15 protein-coding genes are annotated in these 17,682 nt (G+C 37.9%); 6 read left to right on the forward strand and 9 right to left on the reverse strand.

The features are described 5' to 3' along the window. Positions 1-29: 29 nt before the first annotated feature. The 8 genes from atpA to AC3DU7_RS00495 form a co-directional block, all read right to left on the reverse strand. Complete coding sequence (gene atpA, locus AC3DU7_RS00460) at positions 30-1,547, reverse strand: F0F1 ATP synthase subunit alpha (RefSeq protein ID WP_488037404.1); 1,518 nt, start codon at positions 1,545-1,547, stop codon at positions 30-32. Between the two features lie 176 nt (positions 1,548-1,723). Next, positions 1,724-2,269, reverse strand: coding sequence for an ATP synthase F1 subunit delta (atpH, locus tag AC3DU7_RS00465; protein WP_488037405.1), 546 nt, complete (start codon positions 2,267-2,269; stop codon positions 1,724-1,726). After that, positions 2,266-2,799, reverse strand: coding sequence for a F0F1 ATP synthase subunit B (locus AC3DU7_RS00470; RefSeq protein WP_488037406.1), 534 nt, complete (start codon positions 2,797-2,799; stop codon positions 2,266-2,268). The genes atpH and AC3DU7_RS00470 overlap by 4 nt, the downstream gene beginning before the upstream one ends. A 92-nt stretch (positions 2,800-2,891) precedes the next feature. Beyond that, the gene (locus tag AC3DU7_RS00475; RefSeq protein WP_488037407.1) at positions 2,892-3,377 is read right to left on the reverse strand and encodes a F0F1 ATP synthase subunit B'; all 486 of its coding nucleotides are present in this window, start codon (positions 3,375-3,377) and stop codon (positions 2,892-2,894) included. Positions 3,378-3,703: 326 nt separating this feature from the next. Further along, positions 3,704-3,949 carry an ATP synthase F0 subunit C gene (gene atpE, locus AC3DU7_RS00480; protein WP_011611801.1) on the reverse strand — a complete coding sequence of 82 codons (246 nt, stop codon included), beginning with the start codon at positions 3,947-3,949 and terminating at the stop codon, positions 3,704-3,706. A 347-nt stretch (positions 3,950-4,296) separates the two neighbouring features. Further along, positions 4,297-5,046: a F0F1 ATP synthase subunit A gene (gene atpB / locus AC3DU7_RS00485; RefSeq protein ID WP_488037408.1), complete on the reverse strand. Its 750-nt coding sequence runs from the start codon at positions 5,044-5,046 to the stop codon at positions 4,297-4,299. 66 nt (positions 5,047-5,112) lie between these two features. Then, positions 5,113-5,556, reverse strand: a complete 444-nt coding sequence (locus AC3DU7_RS00490) for an ATP synthase subunit I (protein ID WP_488037409.1) — start codon at positions 5,554-5,556, stop codon at positions 5,113-5,115. 597 nt (positions 5,557-6,153) lie between these two features. Beyond that, positions 6,154-7,359 (reverse strand): class I SAM-dependent methyltransferase, encoded by a 1,206-nt coding sequence (locus AC3DU7_RS00495; RefSeq protein WP_488037410.1) that lies wholly within the window; start codon positions 7,357-7,359, stop codon positions 6,154-6,156. Between the two features lie 951 nt (positions 7,360-8,310). On the opposite strand from AC3DU7_RS00495, the gene AC3DU7_RS00500 reads away from it, so the two are divergent. Beyond that, the gene (locus AC3DU7_RS00500; RefSeq protein WP_488037411.1) at positions 8,311-11,052 is read left to right on the forward strand and encodes a phycobilisome rod-core linker polypeptide; all 2,742 of its coding nucleotides are present in this window, start codon (positions 8,311-8,313) and stop codon (positions 11,050-11,052) included. Positions 11,053-11,529: 477 nt separating this feature from the next. On the opposite strand, the gene AC3DU7_RS00505 is transcribed toward AC3DU7_RS00500, so the two are convergent. Next, positions 11,530-11,904 carry a hypothetical protein gene (locus AC3DU7_RS00505; protein WP_488037412.1) on the reverse strand — a complete coding sequence of 125 codons (375 nt, stop codon included), beginning with the start codon at positions 11,902-11,904 and terminating at the stop codon, positions 11,530-11,532. A 906-nt stretch (positions 11,905-12,810) separates the two neighbouring features. On the opposite strand from AC3DU7_RS00505, the gene AC3DU7_RS00510 reads away from it, so the two are divergent. The 5 genes from AC3DU7_RS00510 to AC3DU7_RS00530 all read left to right on the forward strand — a co-directional run bounded on the left by AC3DU7_RS00510 (position 12,811) and on the right by AC3DU7_RS00530 (position 17,370). Further along, positions 12,811-13,131, forward strand: a complete 321-nt coding sequence (locus AC3DU7_RS00510; protein ID WP_488037413.1) for a 2Fe-2S iron-sulfur cluster-binding protein — start codon at positions 12,811-12,813, stop codon at positions 13,129-13,131. 98 nt (positions 13,132-13,229) lie between these two features. Next, positions 13,230-13,433 carry a hypothetical protein gene (locus tag AC3DU7_RS00515; protein WP_488037414.1) on the forward strand — a complete coding sequence of 68 codons (204 nt, stop codon included), beginning with the start codon at positions 13,230-13,232 and terminating at the stop codon, positions 13,431-13,433. A 197-nt stretch (positions 13,434-13,630) separates the two neighbouring features. Beyond that, complete coding sequence (locus tag AC3DU7_RS00520) at positions 13,631-14,689, forward strand: DUF3326 domain-containing protein (RefSeq protein WP_488037417.1); 1,059 nt, start codon at positions 13,631-13,633, stop codon at positions 14,687-14,689. 186 nt (positions 14,690-14,875) lie between these two features. After that, complete coding sequence (locus tag AC3DU7_RS00525; protein ID WP_488037415.1) at positions 14,876-15,460, forward strand: CPBP family intramembrane glutamic endopeptidase; 585 nt, start codon at positions 14,876-14,878, stop codon at positions 15,458-15,460. Between the two features lie 233 nt (positions 15,461-15,693). Further along, a complete protein-coding gene (locus AC3DU7_RS00530; protein ID WP_488037416.1) occupies positions 15,694-17,370 on the forward strand; it encodes a M14 family metallopeptidase in 1,677 nt (558 codons plus the stop codon). The last annotated feature ends 312 nt before the right edge of the window (positions 17,371-17,682 follow it).

The following is a 17,682-nucleotide window of genomic DNA, read 5'->3' on the forward strand; positions in this document are numbered from 1 at the left end:
CTAAATGTTAATACTTGAAAGTAACTAATTTAAGCAGAGACCAAGAATGTTTGCTTATACTCAGTAATACCTTCTTTTAAGACAGTTTGGGCTTCATCAGTGAGTACCTTTTCAGTTTTGATAATTTCACCGAACTTGGGTTTACTGTTGTTCAAGTAATCCAATAAACCAGAAATAAATTTAGTCACCTTCTCCAGAGGAATATCATCCAGGTAACCATTAATACCAGAATAAATCACTGCTACTTGCTCGGGAAGAGAGCGGGGTGAGTTTTGAGATTGTTTCAAAATCTCCCGCAAGCGTTGACCTCTTGCCAGTTGGTTTTGGGTCGCTTTATCCAAGTCTGAAGCAAATTGAGAGAATGCTTCTAATTCAGCAAACTGTGCTAGCTCTAGCTTAATTTTACCAGCAACTTTTTTCATGGCCTTGGTCTGAGCAGCCGAACCCACCCTAGATACAGAAACACCTGCGTTTACTGCTGGGCGGAAACCTGCGTTGAATAAGTCACTGGAGAGGAAGATTTGACCGTCAGTAATAGAGATAACGTTAGTAGGAATATAGGCAGAAACGTCACCAGCTTGAGTTTCAATAATTGGTAGAGCAGTCATACTACCTCCACCTAGATCATCATTGAGTTTAGCAGCTCTTTCTAGGAGACGGGAGTGGAGATAGAATACATCTCCTGGATATGCTTCACGACCTGGTGGACGACGCAGTAGCAAAGATACCTGGCGATAAGCTTGAGCTTGCTTGGAAAGGTCATCATAGATTACCAGAGTTGCTTTGCCCTTATACATAAAGTATTCAGCAATAGTCGCACCAGTATAAGGAGCCAAGTATTGGAGAGTTGCAGGGTCACTAGCATTAGCAGCTACTACAACGGTGTAATCCATTGCACCTTTTTCTTCAAGGGTACTTACTACCTGAACTACAGTAGAAGCCTTTTGACCAATAGCTACATATACACAGATAACATCTTCGCTTTTTTGGTTGATGATAGTATCGATAGCGATCGCTGTTTTACCTGTTTGTCTATCTCCAATAATCAATTCCCGTTGACCTCTACCAATGGGAATCATGGAGTCGATAGCGGTGATACCTGTTTGCATTGGCTCACAAACAGAGCGACGCTCGATAATTCCTGGAGCTGGAGATTCAATCAAACGGCTGTCATCGGTTTGAATATCTCCTTTACCATCAATAGCTCTTCCGAGACCATCTACCACCCGGCCAACCATGGCATCTCCCACTGGCACTTGAGCAATTCTACCTGTGGCGGTTACAGCAGAGCCTTCTTGAATTTCTCTGCCTTCACCCATCAATACTGCCGCTACGTTATCTTCTTCTAGGTTTTGGGCAATACCTACTGTGCCATCTGAGAACTCTACCAGTTCTCCTGCCATTACTTTGTCTAGGCCATAAATCCTGGCAATACCGTCACCCACTTGTAGAACAGTACCAACGTTAGATACTTTAACATCTTGGTCGTACTGTTCTATTTGGTCGCGAATAATTTGGCTAATTTCGTCAGGTCTGATTGATACCATTTTTCTTTTTTATTGTCCAGTCTTTGTTACAAAAAATTAGTGAATTATTTTTTCTTTTGTGGGTTTAATATCCCACCGTCACTTGGGGTGCTTAAAATTGCTTGGGGTTTGTACACACGAAGACTATCCCCATGCAATTACACCTTCTGCCTTCTGCCTTCTGCCTCCTGCCTTCTTCAAGCTTTGAGGTTGATGCCAATTCGGCGTAGTTGTCCTTGCAGACTAGAGTCAATTATCTGAGAACCGACTTTGATAACGACACCACCGAGTAAGCTGGGATCGATTTTGGTTTCAATATCTACATCCCTTGCATCAGTCATTGATTTGACTCTTTCGCGGACTGTATTTTTTTGGTCTTCGTTTAATTCTACTGTGGAGGTCACTTCTGCTAAAACAGTTTGATTTAGTTCTCGCAATAGTGCTAGGTATTTTTTCCCTATCTCTTCTAGAAAAATAATCCGACCTCTATCAACTAACAGCTTTAAAAAATTACGCATATAGGGATCGGCTTCATCGCCCATCATGCGCTGCAGCACTGCTTTTTTGTCTTCTGGTTTAATAATTGGATTTCCCATAAATTGCTTCAATTCTGGGGATTCATCCATAATATTTAGCAGGGAACGTACATCTTCCCCAAACCTATTGGCAAGGTCTTTTGATTTAGCCAAGGACATTAGAGCTGCTGCGTAGGGTTCTACAATTTCACCAGCAATTACTGTCATGATTGACCTCCTAATAACCCCAGACTACGATCTATTAATTGTTGCTGGGCGTTCTCATCTAAAGTTTCTTTGAGGCGAGATTCTACTTGTGCCAATGCTTTAGATGCTACAATTGAGCGAAGTTGGGCAATTGCTTTATCTCTTTCAGAATCCATCTCTTGGTTAGCAGTAGCTTTCATCCGCTCAATATCTTGTTCTGCCTGTTGCTCAATTTTTTGCTTGACTTCCTGTGCTCTTGTTTCAGCAGTGGCTAGAATTTTTTCGGCCTCTACCTGAGCTTGGGCTAACTTTTGTTGTTGAGCTGCTAGAGCTGATGCTGCTTCCTGTTGACGTTTTTCTGCTTCTTTGATTGCTTGTTCAATAGTGGCGCGTCTTTCACTAAGAATTTTCCCAATAAAGCCTCGCCCAAAATAAATTAAAACTACAATCAAAATTCCTAAATTAATTAGGTTAGTATCTAAAAGATCCAGGTTTAAACCAAAACCTTCTTCAGCGCTAGCTTCTGTGGCTAGCCATAAAACATTTACCATGATATCCTGTGATAGTTAGCCTTAAATTATCTTGATTGGATGCTGAGTTTTATGATCGATCGCTCAACTTTTCCACCTGGAATTTTCTTTGGCTATCTGACCAATTCTGGTCCTAATAGTTTTTCTAGAATTTGGCGACTCAAAGAGTCTACCTGTTCTTCTAACTGTTGCAAAGCTGCTTGCTTTTGCTCTTCTATTTCTTGAGCTGCTTGTTCTCTTTTGGCTTGTGCTTCTTGTTGAGCTTTAGCCACTTTTTCGGCTACTATTGTCTGAGCTGTTGCTTGAGCTTCAGTAATAATTGCTTGAGATTTTTTACGAGTTTCTGCTAGGTCTTGCTCGTATTGTTCAGCTAATTTTTTTGTCTTTGCCAAACCCTCTTGTGCTTTTATTTGATTGTCGCGGATATAATCTGCACGAGAATCTATAGCTTTACCTAGTGGTTTGTAAAAAATTTTATCCAAGACAAAAGCCAGAATCAGAAACTGAATTGCCATTAAGGGTAGAGTTGCGTTAATGTCAAACAAACCACCCTTTTCTGCTACTTCTTCAACGGCTAGTAATATTGTCCAATTTATCATTTTCTCTAATTTTTAGGTGGTTCCCATAGTTTATGTAGGGTTTAACTAGCTATCAGCTATCAGCATAAAAATTTGCCTATATAATTAGGTATCTGTTTGCGTAGCATTCCGGACCGAAAAGTTTGGGAAAAACATCTCCTACACGTCAGCTTATAGCTTAATTTTAGGAGGGGTCGATCTCTAGCTTTTCCGTTACGGAATGATCTGCTTTCCGCGCCAAGCTGACTGCTGAAATGCTGAAATGCTGAAAGCTTTGTTAAAGATTTTAGATTTTCGATCTCCAAAATCAAAAATCTAAAATCCCTGTTTTCTATAATTGGGGTTGTTTATGCAAAGGGGTTGGCAAATAGCAACACCAGTGATACCACCAAACCGTAAATTGTTAAAGCTTCCATAAATGCCAAACTCAACAATAATGTGCCTCGAATTTTTCCTTCTGCTTCTGGTTGACGGGCAATACCTTCTACAGCTTGACCTGCTGCATTTCCTTGACCAATTCCAGGACCAATCGCACCTAAACCTACAGCTAAGGCAGCAGCAACGACGGAAGCAGCAGCAATCAATGGATCCATAATAATTTTCTTTCCTTTTTTAACCTAAAGTACAAACTTGACGATTAACTAGAACTATATTGATTACACTGTTGGGTAATCAACTACATACACAATTGTCACTTTTTTCGATCGACTGATGTGATGATTGAAGTGAAATATGAAACTCAATAAGTTCAAGTTTCATGCTTTTATCTCACATCACTCGTCAACTCTGAAGTTTACTTGTTTTGTTGTTTTTGGGGGACTTATTGCTCTACCATCTCCAGTTTCCGTGAATCTGGCGATAATTTATCCCACTCACAGCTTAGAATACCAGACTTTGAGTTACTTTTAAGCAAATTTTTTTTCTACTACTTACTTAATTCTTAATCGTGATGTTCTGCGCCGTGTTCTTCTAACGCTTCTCCGATATAATTAGCAGCTAGAGTTGCAAAAATTAGTGCCTGAATAGCACTTAAAAATAGACCCAAAACCATTAGTGGTAGAGGAATAAATAGAGGTACTAGCAGAACTAGAACTCCCACAACCAATTCATCCGCAAGAATATTACCAAATAAACGGAAGCTTAGGGACAAAGGCTTGGTAAAATCTTCTATGATCTTAAAGGGGACCATAAATGGTACTGGTTCAGCATAGCCCGCAAAATATCCTAAGCCTTTTTTGCTGATACCTGCATAAAAATATGCTATGGAGGTCAGTAGTGCCAATGCCACTGTGGTATTAATGTCGCTTGTGGGGGCAGCTAGTTCTCCAGCAGGTAGTTCTATTACCTTCCATGGTACTAGCGCTCCTGACCAATTTGACACAAATATAAATAGGAACAAAGTACCAACAAATGGCACCCAAGGGCGATAATCTTTTTCACCAATCTGGTCTTTAGTTAGGCTGCGTATAAATTCTAGGATGTACTCCATGAAATTTTGCATCCCACTAGGAATTCGCTGCACTTTGAGTGTTGCTGTTAAAGCAGCCAAGACTATCAGGGCAATTACAAACCAAGATGTGAGTAAAATTTGCCCATGTATTTTGAGGCTGCCTAGCTCCCAGTAAAAATGTTGGCCAACTTCTAGTTCGGCCAGAGGTAAATAGTTAATAGTATGCAAAATATCTAGCATTTTGATTCTCAGGCTTCCCGATTTATATCAAGTGGATTTTTCAACAATTAGAATTAGCTTTAATTGCTATGAGTTTGGCATTAAGGTGGTTCGCAGTACATGTATTATTAGTGCTGCTTTGTAAGTCAGAAACCCAAGGAAAATTGGCAAAATTTTGAGCTGATTTAACTGAGTTGCTAATACTATCAGCCCGACAAATATTGCTAACCTTGTTTTACCTACACTTCTTTTGTCTCCGCCAATACTCTCAACTTCTTTAGCTAACATCCTTAAGTAAACCACACTTGTCGTTGCTCCTATCAAATAATTAAGAGCAATGTTTAGGGAGTAAAAAACCCAGACAAAGACAAATACTATACCTGTAATTGTCAAGGTGATTACATATAATTCCTGTTGTAGTTTGTAATATTCTTCCATTGAAGTATTTGTTTCTGCCTCTGCAGTGTCAACTTCTGGAGTATTACTATCGTCAACAGTTATTTGTTCTGGTGGTGTATCAGATAAATTCACGAAATTTTAGATACCGATCGCAAGTTGCAGGCTTATTTGTATAGCAAGCAAAGCATAACGGCTGGACATAATAATAAAAGTCTATATCTACTAGTCTATAGTTAGCCTTCTTTTTTTTGTCTTTTGCCTTCTGCCTCCTGCTTTCTAGATATACCAAAAGTCATCATACCATGCTGAAGTTCCCATACAATCAGATATATCAGAAGGAAGAAGGAAGAAGAAAGAAGGAAGAAGGAAAAGTCTTACGTTGTCTGAGTTTTAAATTTTTGAATTGTCTTAACCTTTCCCTCTATTGCCATGTATTTAGTTATTTGGGCCAATTCTTTTGACCCCCAAAAGTAAAAAATAAAAAATAAATTTTCTGAAGATATTAGAAAATATATCTTTAATGTACCTCTTCTGAATATAGGGAGTAGAGAGTAGGACATTAATGCAATTTCTGTACAGAGCAGAGGGAAAGAATTAATAATTTATCTACGATGATTGATGTTATTTTTTATTCTTGGAAATGTTTGCCTAATGATGACGATATATATTTTTTAATTTTTCCCCATATTCCCGTATCCCCACACTCTCTATGTACCAACATCAAATCACTTAAGTGGAACCAGGAGTTAGTAGAATCAAAAGCCTGGACTGAAGTGATCGCACAATTTCTAACCCTACTGGTACATTCGCTAATATTTCTCCTACTGTTGATGGAGATTGGCCGTTAGACTCTGTATCACAAGTTTGGAGAAATTCATATTCTTCCCTTGACAAATTTACTAATTTATAGTAACTATCAAATATATTCTCACTAGGCCATCCCTGAATACAAGGACTTAATTCAGGTATTGCTGCTAATAGAAGGCGATCGTCAGACCAATCAATCCTGGGCAAAACTGGCCTACCTAAGAAAAACTCGTAATGACTAATCTGAGGGTCTAATAATTCAATCAAACGATAACGTTCTTGCTCGTCCAAACCAACAACTCTTTCGAGCAACTCGGGAGATTTTCCGATCAGTCTATCTATATTCCAGTATTCACGATTAGAAAATCCCAGAAATTCTAAACCAGATGCTTCTATCAACTCAAAAAGAGTATCGATATTATAATCAATCTCTTGGGGATGGACATACATATCTGCAAAACACTCATCTCTTTTATTTTCAAAAGCCCATCTTTCTTGTTCATATTTGACAAGACGGTTATTCTCTGGTAGAGAAGCAAAAAGTTGACGGCCGATTTTCACTCCATCTTGATAGTTGCCACGTTCATTACCTTGAAGGATAGCGATCGCCTGTTGCATGAGTCTAATTTCCCAGCGACCCAACTCTGCATAGACAAAGATGTGCATAATTCCGCCAGGAGCTAACTTCAAAGCCAAATTTTGAATACCTTTAATTGGATCGGGTAAATGATGGAGCACTCCTACACAATTGATAAAGTTAAACTCTCCTTCTATTTGGCCTACATCATATATACTCAGATGATGAAATTCTACTTGTGAAGCTCCCGAACGACTACACCGTTCCTTGGCCACTTGTAAAGCACCACTACTCAAATCAATTCCAACTACAGATGCTTGAGGATTAAGATGAACCAAATAATCTGTACTAGAACCAGTACCACAACCTGCATCTAAAATCCTAATATTTTGTTTCTGGGGTGTTTGACCAGTGCAAAAGCTGTAAGCCACTGGCCAACTCCAACGCCAGTTATATCCAGGTGGTGCTTCATCTACTAAAGGGTCTGGTGGAAATGGAAAAGTATCGTACAGTCCCTCTACAGCAGAACTGATATCTAATTTATCCTTCATAATGAAATTGAATCTTCAAATTGGTCCAAAAAACTCATGCATATTAGCATTTTGGGCAGACAAGAGCAGAAAAATCAAGTGACAATTCTTACCACTATCTCCTCCAAAATTCCCATAATTCCTAATTCCTAATTTATAACTTTTGACTTCTGACTTCTGACTTTTGACTTCTAGCTTCCGATTCCTACCTTTGCCAAAAGACTTTTTCAGCAAACCCTACTTAACAAAAATTATTATTTTTTCTAAGATAAATGACCATAAATCTATAAAATAAAATTTTGTAAGGTTTTTAACAAACGCGGGCAATTAGCCCAAAATATTTTACCTTGAAACAGATTAAGGAAAAGCTAGAAAGTAAAAATAGCAAAAATACTTACTTTCTTTTGCCTCAATTATTTCTATCCGGTTAGTGTTACAAAACTTAAGGTTAAACAAATAAGCCAAGAGAAATAAAGCAGGTACATTAAGCTAGGCAATACTTAATATAAATTTAGCCTAGTTTTTAAAGATGTTCTGTGAGAATATCTGCAAAAAAAGGTATAAATTTTTAATGCTGATGTAAGAAACATCTCAACGGAGAATTTTGATGTAAAGCTACAGTAGTTTATCTGTGGAAATTCAGCAAGTATGGTGTTCAGAAAAATAACTATGCTTTCAGCAATAATCCAGAGTTAAGCAGAGAAAGTAGCTTAATTAAGATATAAAATTTGAGGTGGGGCATCGCCTCAAGTACCAATTAAGTTGCTGATGAAAGTAAACAAACACAGACAGTAAAAAATATTTTCTACTGTGTGGAAACCAGCTTTTACAGTAGGAAAAAACTTTCGTTGCAACTTCATAAAACCCATACTTACTCATTAGAGAAAATGTGTGGGAAATGTCATAAAAATTCAAGCTAACAGTCTGAATAGAAGCTGTAAAAACTTCAAAATAGGGAGCAATAATAATCGAATGACTGTCAAAGCAAGTGGTGGAAGTTCAGTTGCACGTCCGCAACTATATCAAACTGTACCAGTATTAACTATTTCTCAAGCAGAACAACAAGACCGTTTTCTGGGAAAAGGAGAACTAGATGAACTAGCAACTTTTTTTAGTTCAGGAGCAAAGCGTTTAGAAATTGCTCAGATACTGACTAATAATTCAGAAAGAATTGTTTCTGTTGCTGCCAATACTATTTTTACTGGTGGTTCGCCTTTAGCTTTTTTAGAAAAGCCAGATGAGCAAGAAATGGCCATGAGTGCTGCTCCGGCTGCAACAACAGCAGTTTCTGAAGGCATGAAGCTAGGTACTGTTACTTATGTAGAGAACAAAAGTAGAAACAACCCATTGCAGGGTATACGCTCGCTGTTCACTAATTTAGGAGCTAGTAGTGCTGGTCCTGTACCTGCCGGTTTTAGGCCAATTAGTGTGTCTCGGTATGGTCCAGTTAATATGACCAAATCCTTGCGGGATTTATCCTGGTTCTTACGCTATACTACCTACGCTATTGTAGCGGGAGACCCTAATATTCTCTCAGTCAACGTTCGTGGTTTAAGAGAAATAATTGAGAATGCCTGTTCTTCTGCAGCTACAATTGTAGCTATCCAACAGATGCGACAAGCTTCGATTAAATATTTTCAAGACCAGGAAGCAAGGGAAATTGTTGCCCAATACTTTGATGTTCTTTTGACTGAGTTTCGTAACTCAACACCCTCTAGTAAGCAACGCCGGGGTCAAAGTTCAGACCAACAAGGTTTAGAACTACCACAAATTTACTTTAATGCTGCTGAAAAGCGACAAAAATTTGTGATGAAACCTGGTTTGTCTAACTTCGAGAAACAGGATGTTATTAAAGCTGCTTATCGCCAAGTATTTGAGAGGGATATTGTCCGAGCTTATAGTCTGAATATTTCCTACTTGGAATCTCAAGCGAAGAATTGCGAAATCTCCATGAAAGAGTTTATCCGACGTTTGGGTAAATCTCCTTTGTATCGGAAACAGTTTTATGAAGGTTTTGTCAATAGTCGTGTTGTAGAATTGGCAGCTCGTCACTTTCTGGGTAGGGGTTTGAGTTCTCCCCAAGAGTTCAGCAAATACTTTAACATTGTTACCAAAGGTGGTTTGTCAGCCTTGGTAGATGCCATGGTGGACTCTCAAGAATACTCCGATTATTTTGGCGAAGAAACTGTACCATATCTGCGTGGTTTAGGTCAAGAGGCTCAGGAATGTCGTAACTGGGGACCACAAATCGATCTGTTTAACTACAGTGCCCCTTTCCGAAAAGTACCTCAATTTGTTACCTTATTTGCTGACTACAATCAGCCCTTGCCAGACCAACACGTTTATGGTATGGGTAACGATCCATTAGAAATCCAGTTTGGGGCAATATTCCCGAAAGAAACCCGTAGTCCCAAAAATCGTCCTGCACCTTTTGGCAAAGATACTCGTCGGATTCTAATTCGTCAGGGCGCTGGTATTGATAGCCAAATTAGTAATCCTGCTGCAAGACCAAAAGATCCTGGTTCTCTAGGTCCTAAAGTTTTCAAACTCGATCAACTGCCTGGAGGTTACGTTAGTAGTGGTTTCAGTAACTCTGGTGGTAGCAACGGTGCTAGCATTAAGTTCTCTGAAAGTTCTACTCAAAAAATTATTACAGCCGCTTATCGTCAGGTCTTTGGTCGTGATGTTTATGATGGTCAGCGTCTCAAGAGTGCTGAGAACAAACTTGAAAACGGCGATATTACTGTTCGCGAGTTCATTCGTGCTTTAGCGAAGTCTGATACTTTCCGTAATATGTACTGGAGTTCCTTGTATGTGTGCAAGGCAATTGAGTATATTCACCGAAGGTTGTTAGGTCGTCCGACTTATGGACGTAAGGAAATTAATTCTTACTTCGATATTTGTGCTAAGAAAGGTTTCTATGCTCTAGTTGATGCAATTATCGATAGCCTAGAATACAATGAATCTTTTGGAGAAGATACTATTCCTTATGAGCGTTATCTAACTCCTGGTGGTTTGTCATTACGAAATACTAGGGTTGGTAGTATTGCTGACAAGAATCTACTTGTACAGAAAGAAGTTACGCCAAGATTTGTGGAGCTTGGTACTCCTGAGGAAGTTCGTAGCGAACCTGATGTTGAGTTCCGAGTTGGTCAAGGTGTTAACAAGCAACGGGAGCAGTCTAAGGTATTTAAGTTGACAAGTACCCAAGACAAGCAACAGGTGAAGTTGATTATTGCTGCTGCTTATCGTCAGATTTTTGAACGCGATATCGATCCTTACGTTGTTAAGAGTGAGTTCTCTTCCTTAGAAAGTAAGTTAGGAAATGATGAGATCAACCTCAAGGAATTTATGGAAGGGTTAGGTTGTTCTAAACTCTATGTTAAGGAGTTTTATGCACCCTATCCTAATACTAAGGTAATTGAACTTGGTACTAAACATTTCTTAGGACGCGCTCCTCGCAATCAAGTTGAGATTCGTAAGTATAATCAGATCCTGGCGACTTTGGGTCTTAAAGGCTTTATCAATGCTATGGTGAATAGTGCTGAGTATATTGAGATGTTTGGAGAAGATACTGTTCCTTATCGTCGCTTCCCTACTCTCCCTGCTGCTAATTTCCCGAATACTGAAAGATTGTATAACCAGTTAACTAAGCAAAATGATGATTTGGTTATACCTAGTTTTGAACCTGTAGCTACAGCTGACCGCAGTTAAATCAACTATTTTTCTGAGGTTTTAAATTGCATTTATCCCTTGCTATAGATTTTTATAGCAGGGGATTTTTGATAGCATAAGGAAGAGGGAAGAAGGAAGAAGGAAGAGAAAAGGGGGAAGGAAAAAAGGGAAATAATATTAGAGAGCGAAGTAATAACTGGAGTTTAGACTAATTAGGGTTTGCTGAAAAAGTATTTTTGTTAGGGTAGGAGCCAGAATTTCCTACGGAATGCTCCGCAAACAGGAGTAATGAGAATTATAGAAGAGGTAGCCAGAAAAATCTTCCCTTGGTTTTCTTCTCCTACTCTTGCTGAAAATCCTCGATTTTTGAACCATTAGCACCTAAAAGCTAGCATTTTATTAGTACCTAAAAAGGCTAAAACATTTACATGTAAAGAGTTTTAGATTTAATCAGCAAGCCCTAATTACTTCAATATTTAATCTCTCCCACTCCCCCACTCCCCAGATTTGATATTACTAGGTACTAAAAAAACCTGCGATAATACCAATAACAAGTGCGATCGCCATAAAAATTAGAGCAATAATTAATAACCAATATTGTAGTCGATATAGTTTGCGGAGTTCACCTAAAGCACCCATTAGGTTAACAATATCATTACCTTCTGTATCAACAATAAGTTTAAAAGAAGAAGCAGCATTTAAAGTCCAAATACCAATAAATGTTTGAACAACTCCTTGAATAATAGTACCTGGATTTACACTAAACAACCCAATTATTCCAGCAAGAACTCCGATAGCAATTAAAAAGTAACTTACAAAGCGCATTTTGTTGGATAAGTCCAAAATTAGTTCATTTTGAGACTCCTCGAATTCGTACTGTTGACCTTCCATTTTTTTCCCTGAGATAATGAAAATTGAATTGAAGTCAATTATATCAATTGTAGACAATAAGATTAAAAAACTGTGATGATTGCTACATAAATAACAAGCAATAAAAATATTAAAAACAGTCTTATTTTACTTTGAAATTAATTTTTTTATGGAGATTATAGGTAGATAATTTGACGGTTTGATAAACCACATAATAGTTTATAGTATAGCAGTAAAAAATAAAGGATAAGTCGTTTGTTTATATAAAAAATATTGCTTTGTCTGAGTTTTATTTTTTGATCTCAAATCAGTTTGATTTTGAAATTTATTTTCTAGATAAAATTGCTTTTAGATTTTCTTGAATTAGTAATATCATATTCCGCTTCTAGGGGAGCTGCGCTAACGGATAATCAGTTATAAAAGCCTTATTTCTTTAAACTTTTCTTTCCCTTCTGCCCTCTGCTTTCTGCCTTCCACTAAAGTATTAAGTATTCAACCTAACATGATATAATATCAATTTAAAAAAAGAATGCTATAAAAAGTAGATCTAGAAAAGATATGCTTAAAAACAGCAGTTACAGTTCATTTTAGATAGTTATTTCTATCATTTTTTCCTTTATTTCAATATTTACCCCTTCTTCCCTCTTCTTTCTTTCTTCTACCATTTGTAACAAGCATTTATCAAATTGGTATAAGACCTGCTGTTAAGAAAATTCTATTTGAATAAAAAAAAGATAAAAATAAGTTTTCTCTCAGTTAAGTGATTTTTGAATATTGAAAAATTTTGTCACTATTAGGATTGTAAAATTTTGTTTCATTTCGGATAATTAACGTTGCCCTCAACCTTTAAAAGGGCTAGTATACATAAGATTTCATAAAATCAAAGAGTCTAAATTCCTCTCTGGAATTAAATCTACAAATTACAATATGTCAAAGACTTATACTGTTGAAATTCATCACCAGGGACAAACTCACACTATTGAGGTGCCAGAGGATCAGAAAATCTTAAAGGTTGCTGAGGAGGCTAAATTGGATTTGCCTAATTCTTGCAACGCGGGGGTTTGTACAACCTGTGCAGCAAAAATTATTGGAGATGGTACTGTAGATCAAGCCGATGGTATGGGAGTTGGTCCAGAACTCCAAGCAGAGGGTTATGTTTTATTATGTGTTGCCTATCCCCGGTCTGATTTAAAGATAGAAACTGGAAAGGAAGATGAGGTTTACGACCGTCAATTTGGCGCTTCATAAGTAGATTCAAAATCAGTGAAAAGAAAGACGAAAATAAGGTTTATTTCGTACACTAATTAGTTTATTATTGTAATAATAACTGATAACTGATAACTGAAATGACTACTCACTTTATTAATGCTGAAATTGACCTGCAAGAGTCACCAAATAAACTCAATCAAGAAATTGAAAAAGAGTTAGAAAAACGTGGCGAACCTCTACGTTGGGCTGTCACTAAAGTAGATACGGAAACACAAAAGGTTCATGTAGAAGCTGTGGTGGTTAAGACTAACTCAATTACAACAGGAATTCCTTCAAAATAAAAAATTATATTTTGATATTAAGTGCTAACCTAGACTAATTATATAAAGTCCTCTTTTGAAGATTTTTATAATTAGTTTTGCTGTAAAAATAGGCAAATTGTGATTGAAATTAATAAAGAATCTTTACTTATTGCATCTAAAAATCAAATAATTCTTGCTTAAACTACCCTACAAATTTGATTTTGACTTTTAATTTGATTCCTCGTCCTTATACAGTAGTCTTAATTATTCCAACTGGCATCGGTGCATCTATTGGTGGTTATGCTGGAGATGCTTTACCAGTGGCACGAGCGATCGCACAAACTTGTGACCTCCTAATTACTCACCCCAATGTTCTGAATGGGGCACAACTCTATTGGCCATTACCCAATGCTCTCTATGTAGAAGGCTATGCTCTTGACAAATTTGCTCGGGGATGGTATGGATTACAACCTGTACATCAAAACCGAGTGGGTTTAATTCTTGACCAAGGTATTGAGCCAGAATTGCAACTGCGCCATTTACAAGCAGCGGATGCGACTAGAGCAACTTTAGGGCTAAATCTAACAGATTATATAATTACAGATGCTCCACTAGAAGTACAATTAAAACAATCTGAGTCTGGGGCATCCTGGGGCACAATAGCTAATTCAGATAGTTTGCTTCGAGCAGCAGAAACTCTAATTCACAAAGCTAAAGCAGAAGCGATCGCTGTTATTGCCAGATTTCCCGATGATGAAGGTAGTACAGCATTACAACTATATCGCCACGGACAAGGAGTTGACCCTTTAGCTGGTGCAGAAGCAGTTATTAGTCACTTGATTGTCAAAACTTTTCAGGTTCCCTGCGCTCATGCTCCTGCTTTATTACCTCTACCCTTAGACCCTAATTTATCGCCTCGGTCTGCTGCGGAAGAAATTGGTTACACATTTTTGCCTTGTGTATTAGTGGGTTTGAGTCGAGCGCCACAATTAGTAAAAACAAAAGATACTCCCCTACTTCCTAATACTATTTTGGCACGACAAGTAGATGCTGTGGTTGTACCTGCTACTGCTTGTGGTGGTAGTGCAGTAATGAGTTTCAGTCAAACTCCAGCACAAATTATTGCTGTCAGAGAAAATCAAACTCAAATGCAGGTTTCACCAGAAAGTTTGGGGATTGAGGCATTAGAGGTAAATTCATATTTGGAGGCGTTGGGGGTATTGGTTGCTCATCGGGCTGGCATCAATTCAGAAGCTTTAAGGCCAGAAATATTACCAATTACTAAAATTCAGTAGTATAAGTATTTATAGTATCTATGCAAAATTAATTTAACACTTTGTTAGTAGGGAATAGGGAATAGCGGTGTGGCTCAGAGGGGTGCAACAGGCACACCTGGTAGCGAACTCCTGTGAGGAAATAGGGCATAAAATATACTATAGTTAGTTCAATATAAAATCTAAAGTTAATTTGATAGCGGACAAGTGACAGAGCAAATTCCTGAAAATCCAGAAATCGAGCCTCTAACTCGTACTCAAGTATTGGTAGCAATGGGAGTAACGGCATTAGTATTGCTGGCAATCTCTAAAACCTGCTTGCTACTTGGTGTTAATTTATTACCTGTGAGTTGGAATCCAAGAGCGTTGTTGTGGGGAGTAGCGATCGCTTTAGGTATTACTATTGCCAGTTCCTTAGTTTATCGCATTTGGCCGACTTATCGTCGTAGTGCAGATCAATATCTTAAACTAGTTGTAACTCCTTTGTTATGGCCAGATTTAATCTGGTTAGGGTTACTACCAGGATTGAGTGAAGAATTGTTATTTCGAGGCGTAATTTTGTCTGCCTTGGGATTAGATACAGTAGCATTAATTGCTTCAAGTATTTTCTTTGGCGTTTTACATTTGAGTGGTAAGCAACAATGGCCTTATATGATTTGGGCAACAATAGTTGGAATAGTGTTAGGATACAGTGCTTTAGCAACAGGTAATTTATTAATACCAATTATTGCCCACATTTTGACAAATCTGATTTCTAGTGGTATGTGGAAGTGGGAACATAATTACCAATAGTTATAAAAAGTTTAATAATTATGGTTCAAACTAATAATTTTACTCTCAGATTTGGCTCAATAATTTATAGAAATACTAATTTAATTATAGTAATCCTAAATCATTCGCGATAATTTTATTACTTTGGTGTTTCTCTCATACCTGTTCCCTATTGCCTATTCCCTACTCCCTAGAATCTACAATATCTCACAATTCAAATAAGATTACTATATATAGAGACTTAATAATTTAAAATGATAGAATCAGGGTTTGACTTTAGCCACTACTATACATATCAAGAAGTGGTGAATTTTTTGTATCAAATGAGTGAAAGTAATCCCCATTTGATTGAGTTAAAAGTTGTTGGTAAAAGCTATGGTGGACTGGATATTTTCTTAGCTACTGTTACTAATCAAAATATAGGAAAAGCAAAAGAAAAACCTGGATATTGGATTGATGCTAATATTCATGCTGGAGAAGTTACAGGTTCTGCTGTTGCTCTATATATTATTTATCACCTACTAAATAATTATTCTAGCGAACCTCAAATTACTCGTTTATTAGACAACTACACAGTTTATGTATTACCTCGTATTGCTGTTGACGGAGCAGAACAATATTTAACAACTCCCCAAAGATTGCGATCTAGTATTCGTCATTATCCATATCCCGAAGAACGTGACGGACTCCATTGGGAAGATGTAAATGGGGATGGGTTAATTTTGCAGATGCGACTCAAAGATGATTGTGGAGCGTGGAAAATTTCATCAGAAGACCCTAGAATAATGGTGCGTCGCGAACCCGATGAATTTGGAGGCACTTACTATACTATTCTGCAAGAGGGAATTATCAAAAACTATAATGGTTACGATATTAAAATTGCTCCCACACTGGAAGGAATGGATTTTAATCGTAATTTTCCTTATGAATGGCAACCGGAGGGAAAACAAACAGGTGCTGGAGATTTTCCTTTTTCTGAACCGGAAACTCGTGCTGTAGCAGAATTTTGGCGCGAGCATTCTAATATTAATGGTTTCATTAGTTATCATACCTTTTCTGCGGTAATTTTACGTCCTTATAGCATTTATCCAGACGATCGCTTGCCTGTGGAGGATTTGGAAATTTACAATTTGATTGGGGAAAAGGGTACTGAAATTACTGGTTATGAATGTGTTTCGGTTTATCATAACTTTTGCTATCCTGCCAATCAGAAGACTTATGGTGCAATGGATGATTATTGTTACGATCGCTTTGGTTGGTTTGGTTTTATTATAGAGCTTTGGGATGCACCTACCGCAGCGGGTGTTAAGAAGGAAGATTATCTTAAGTGGTTACGACACCATCCTGTTTCAGACGATTTGAAATTGATGCAGTGGAATGATGAAAAGTTGGGAGGGAAGGGTTTTATTGACTGGGAACCGTTTGAACATCCGCAACTGGGTGCTGTAGAAATTGGTGGATGGAATTATAAGGAGGTTTGGCAAAATGCTCCTGTGGAATATTTACCAAAGTTGTGCGAGCAACATTGTCAATTTGCTATTTCTCATGCTTTGATGTCACCTCGTTTGGCAGTGAGTCAGACGGTAGTTGAGCATCAGGGTGGCGATATTTATCTGGTAGTGGTGCAGTTGGAAAATCAGGGATTTTTGCCTACTTATACCAGTGAAAAAGCTAGGGAAGGAAAAAGTGTTCGACCTATAGAGGTGATGTTGACTTTGCCTGAAAGTGTAGTTTTGCTTAGTGGGAAGCAGTTACAGGAAATAGGTCATTTGGAGGGGCGATCGAATAAAGCTTTTGTTAATTCTGCTCGAGGTAATGATTATCGCTGTCATGTTGAGTGGGTAATTAAAGGTTTTGCTGGTTGTGAAATTGAAATGACGGCGTGGGGGCAACGTGCCGGTGTAGTGAAAACTGTTATTACTTTAAAATAATTGGCGTTGCTAAATGATTGTATGATTTTTAGTAGTTTGTAGTTACAGCAGATTCCATTAGACATCTCCAGAAAAGAGGCAACAGGCAACAGAAAAATAATTAATGATTTATGGATAAGAATTGATTTTATTTTTGATTTTTGGAGATGTCTATTAAGGAGCTACACTCCATCGCGGGCAAGATGCCCGCACTACAAACACTTATAGCGCTGTGCGCAGCTCATTTGGCAGTAGGCAATAGCGGTCAGACCCCGCGTCGCCGACAGCTCGCTTGCGGAACGCCGACTCCTGTGAGGGAATGCTGACTCCTGT

The sequence above is a fragment of the Okeania sp. genome (assembly GCF_983059655.1).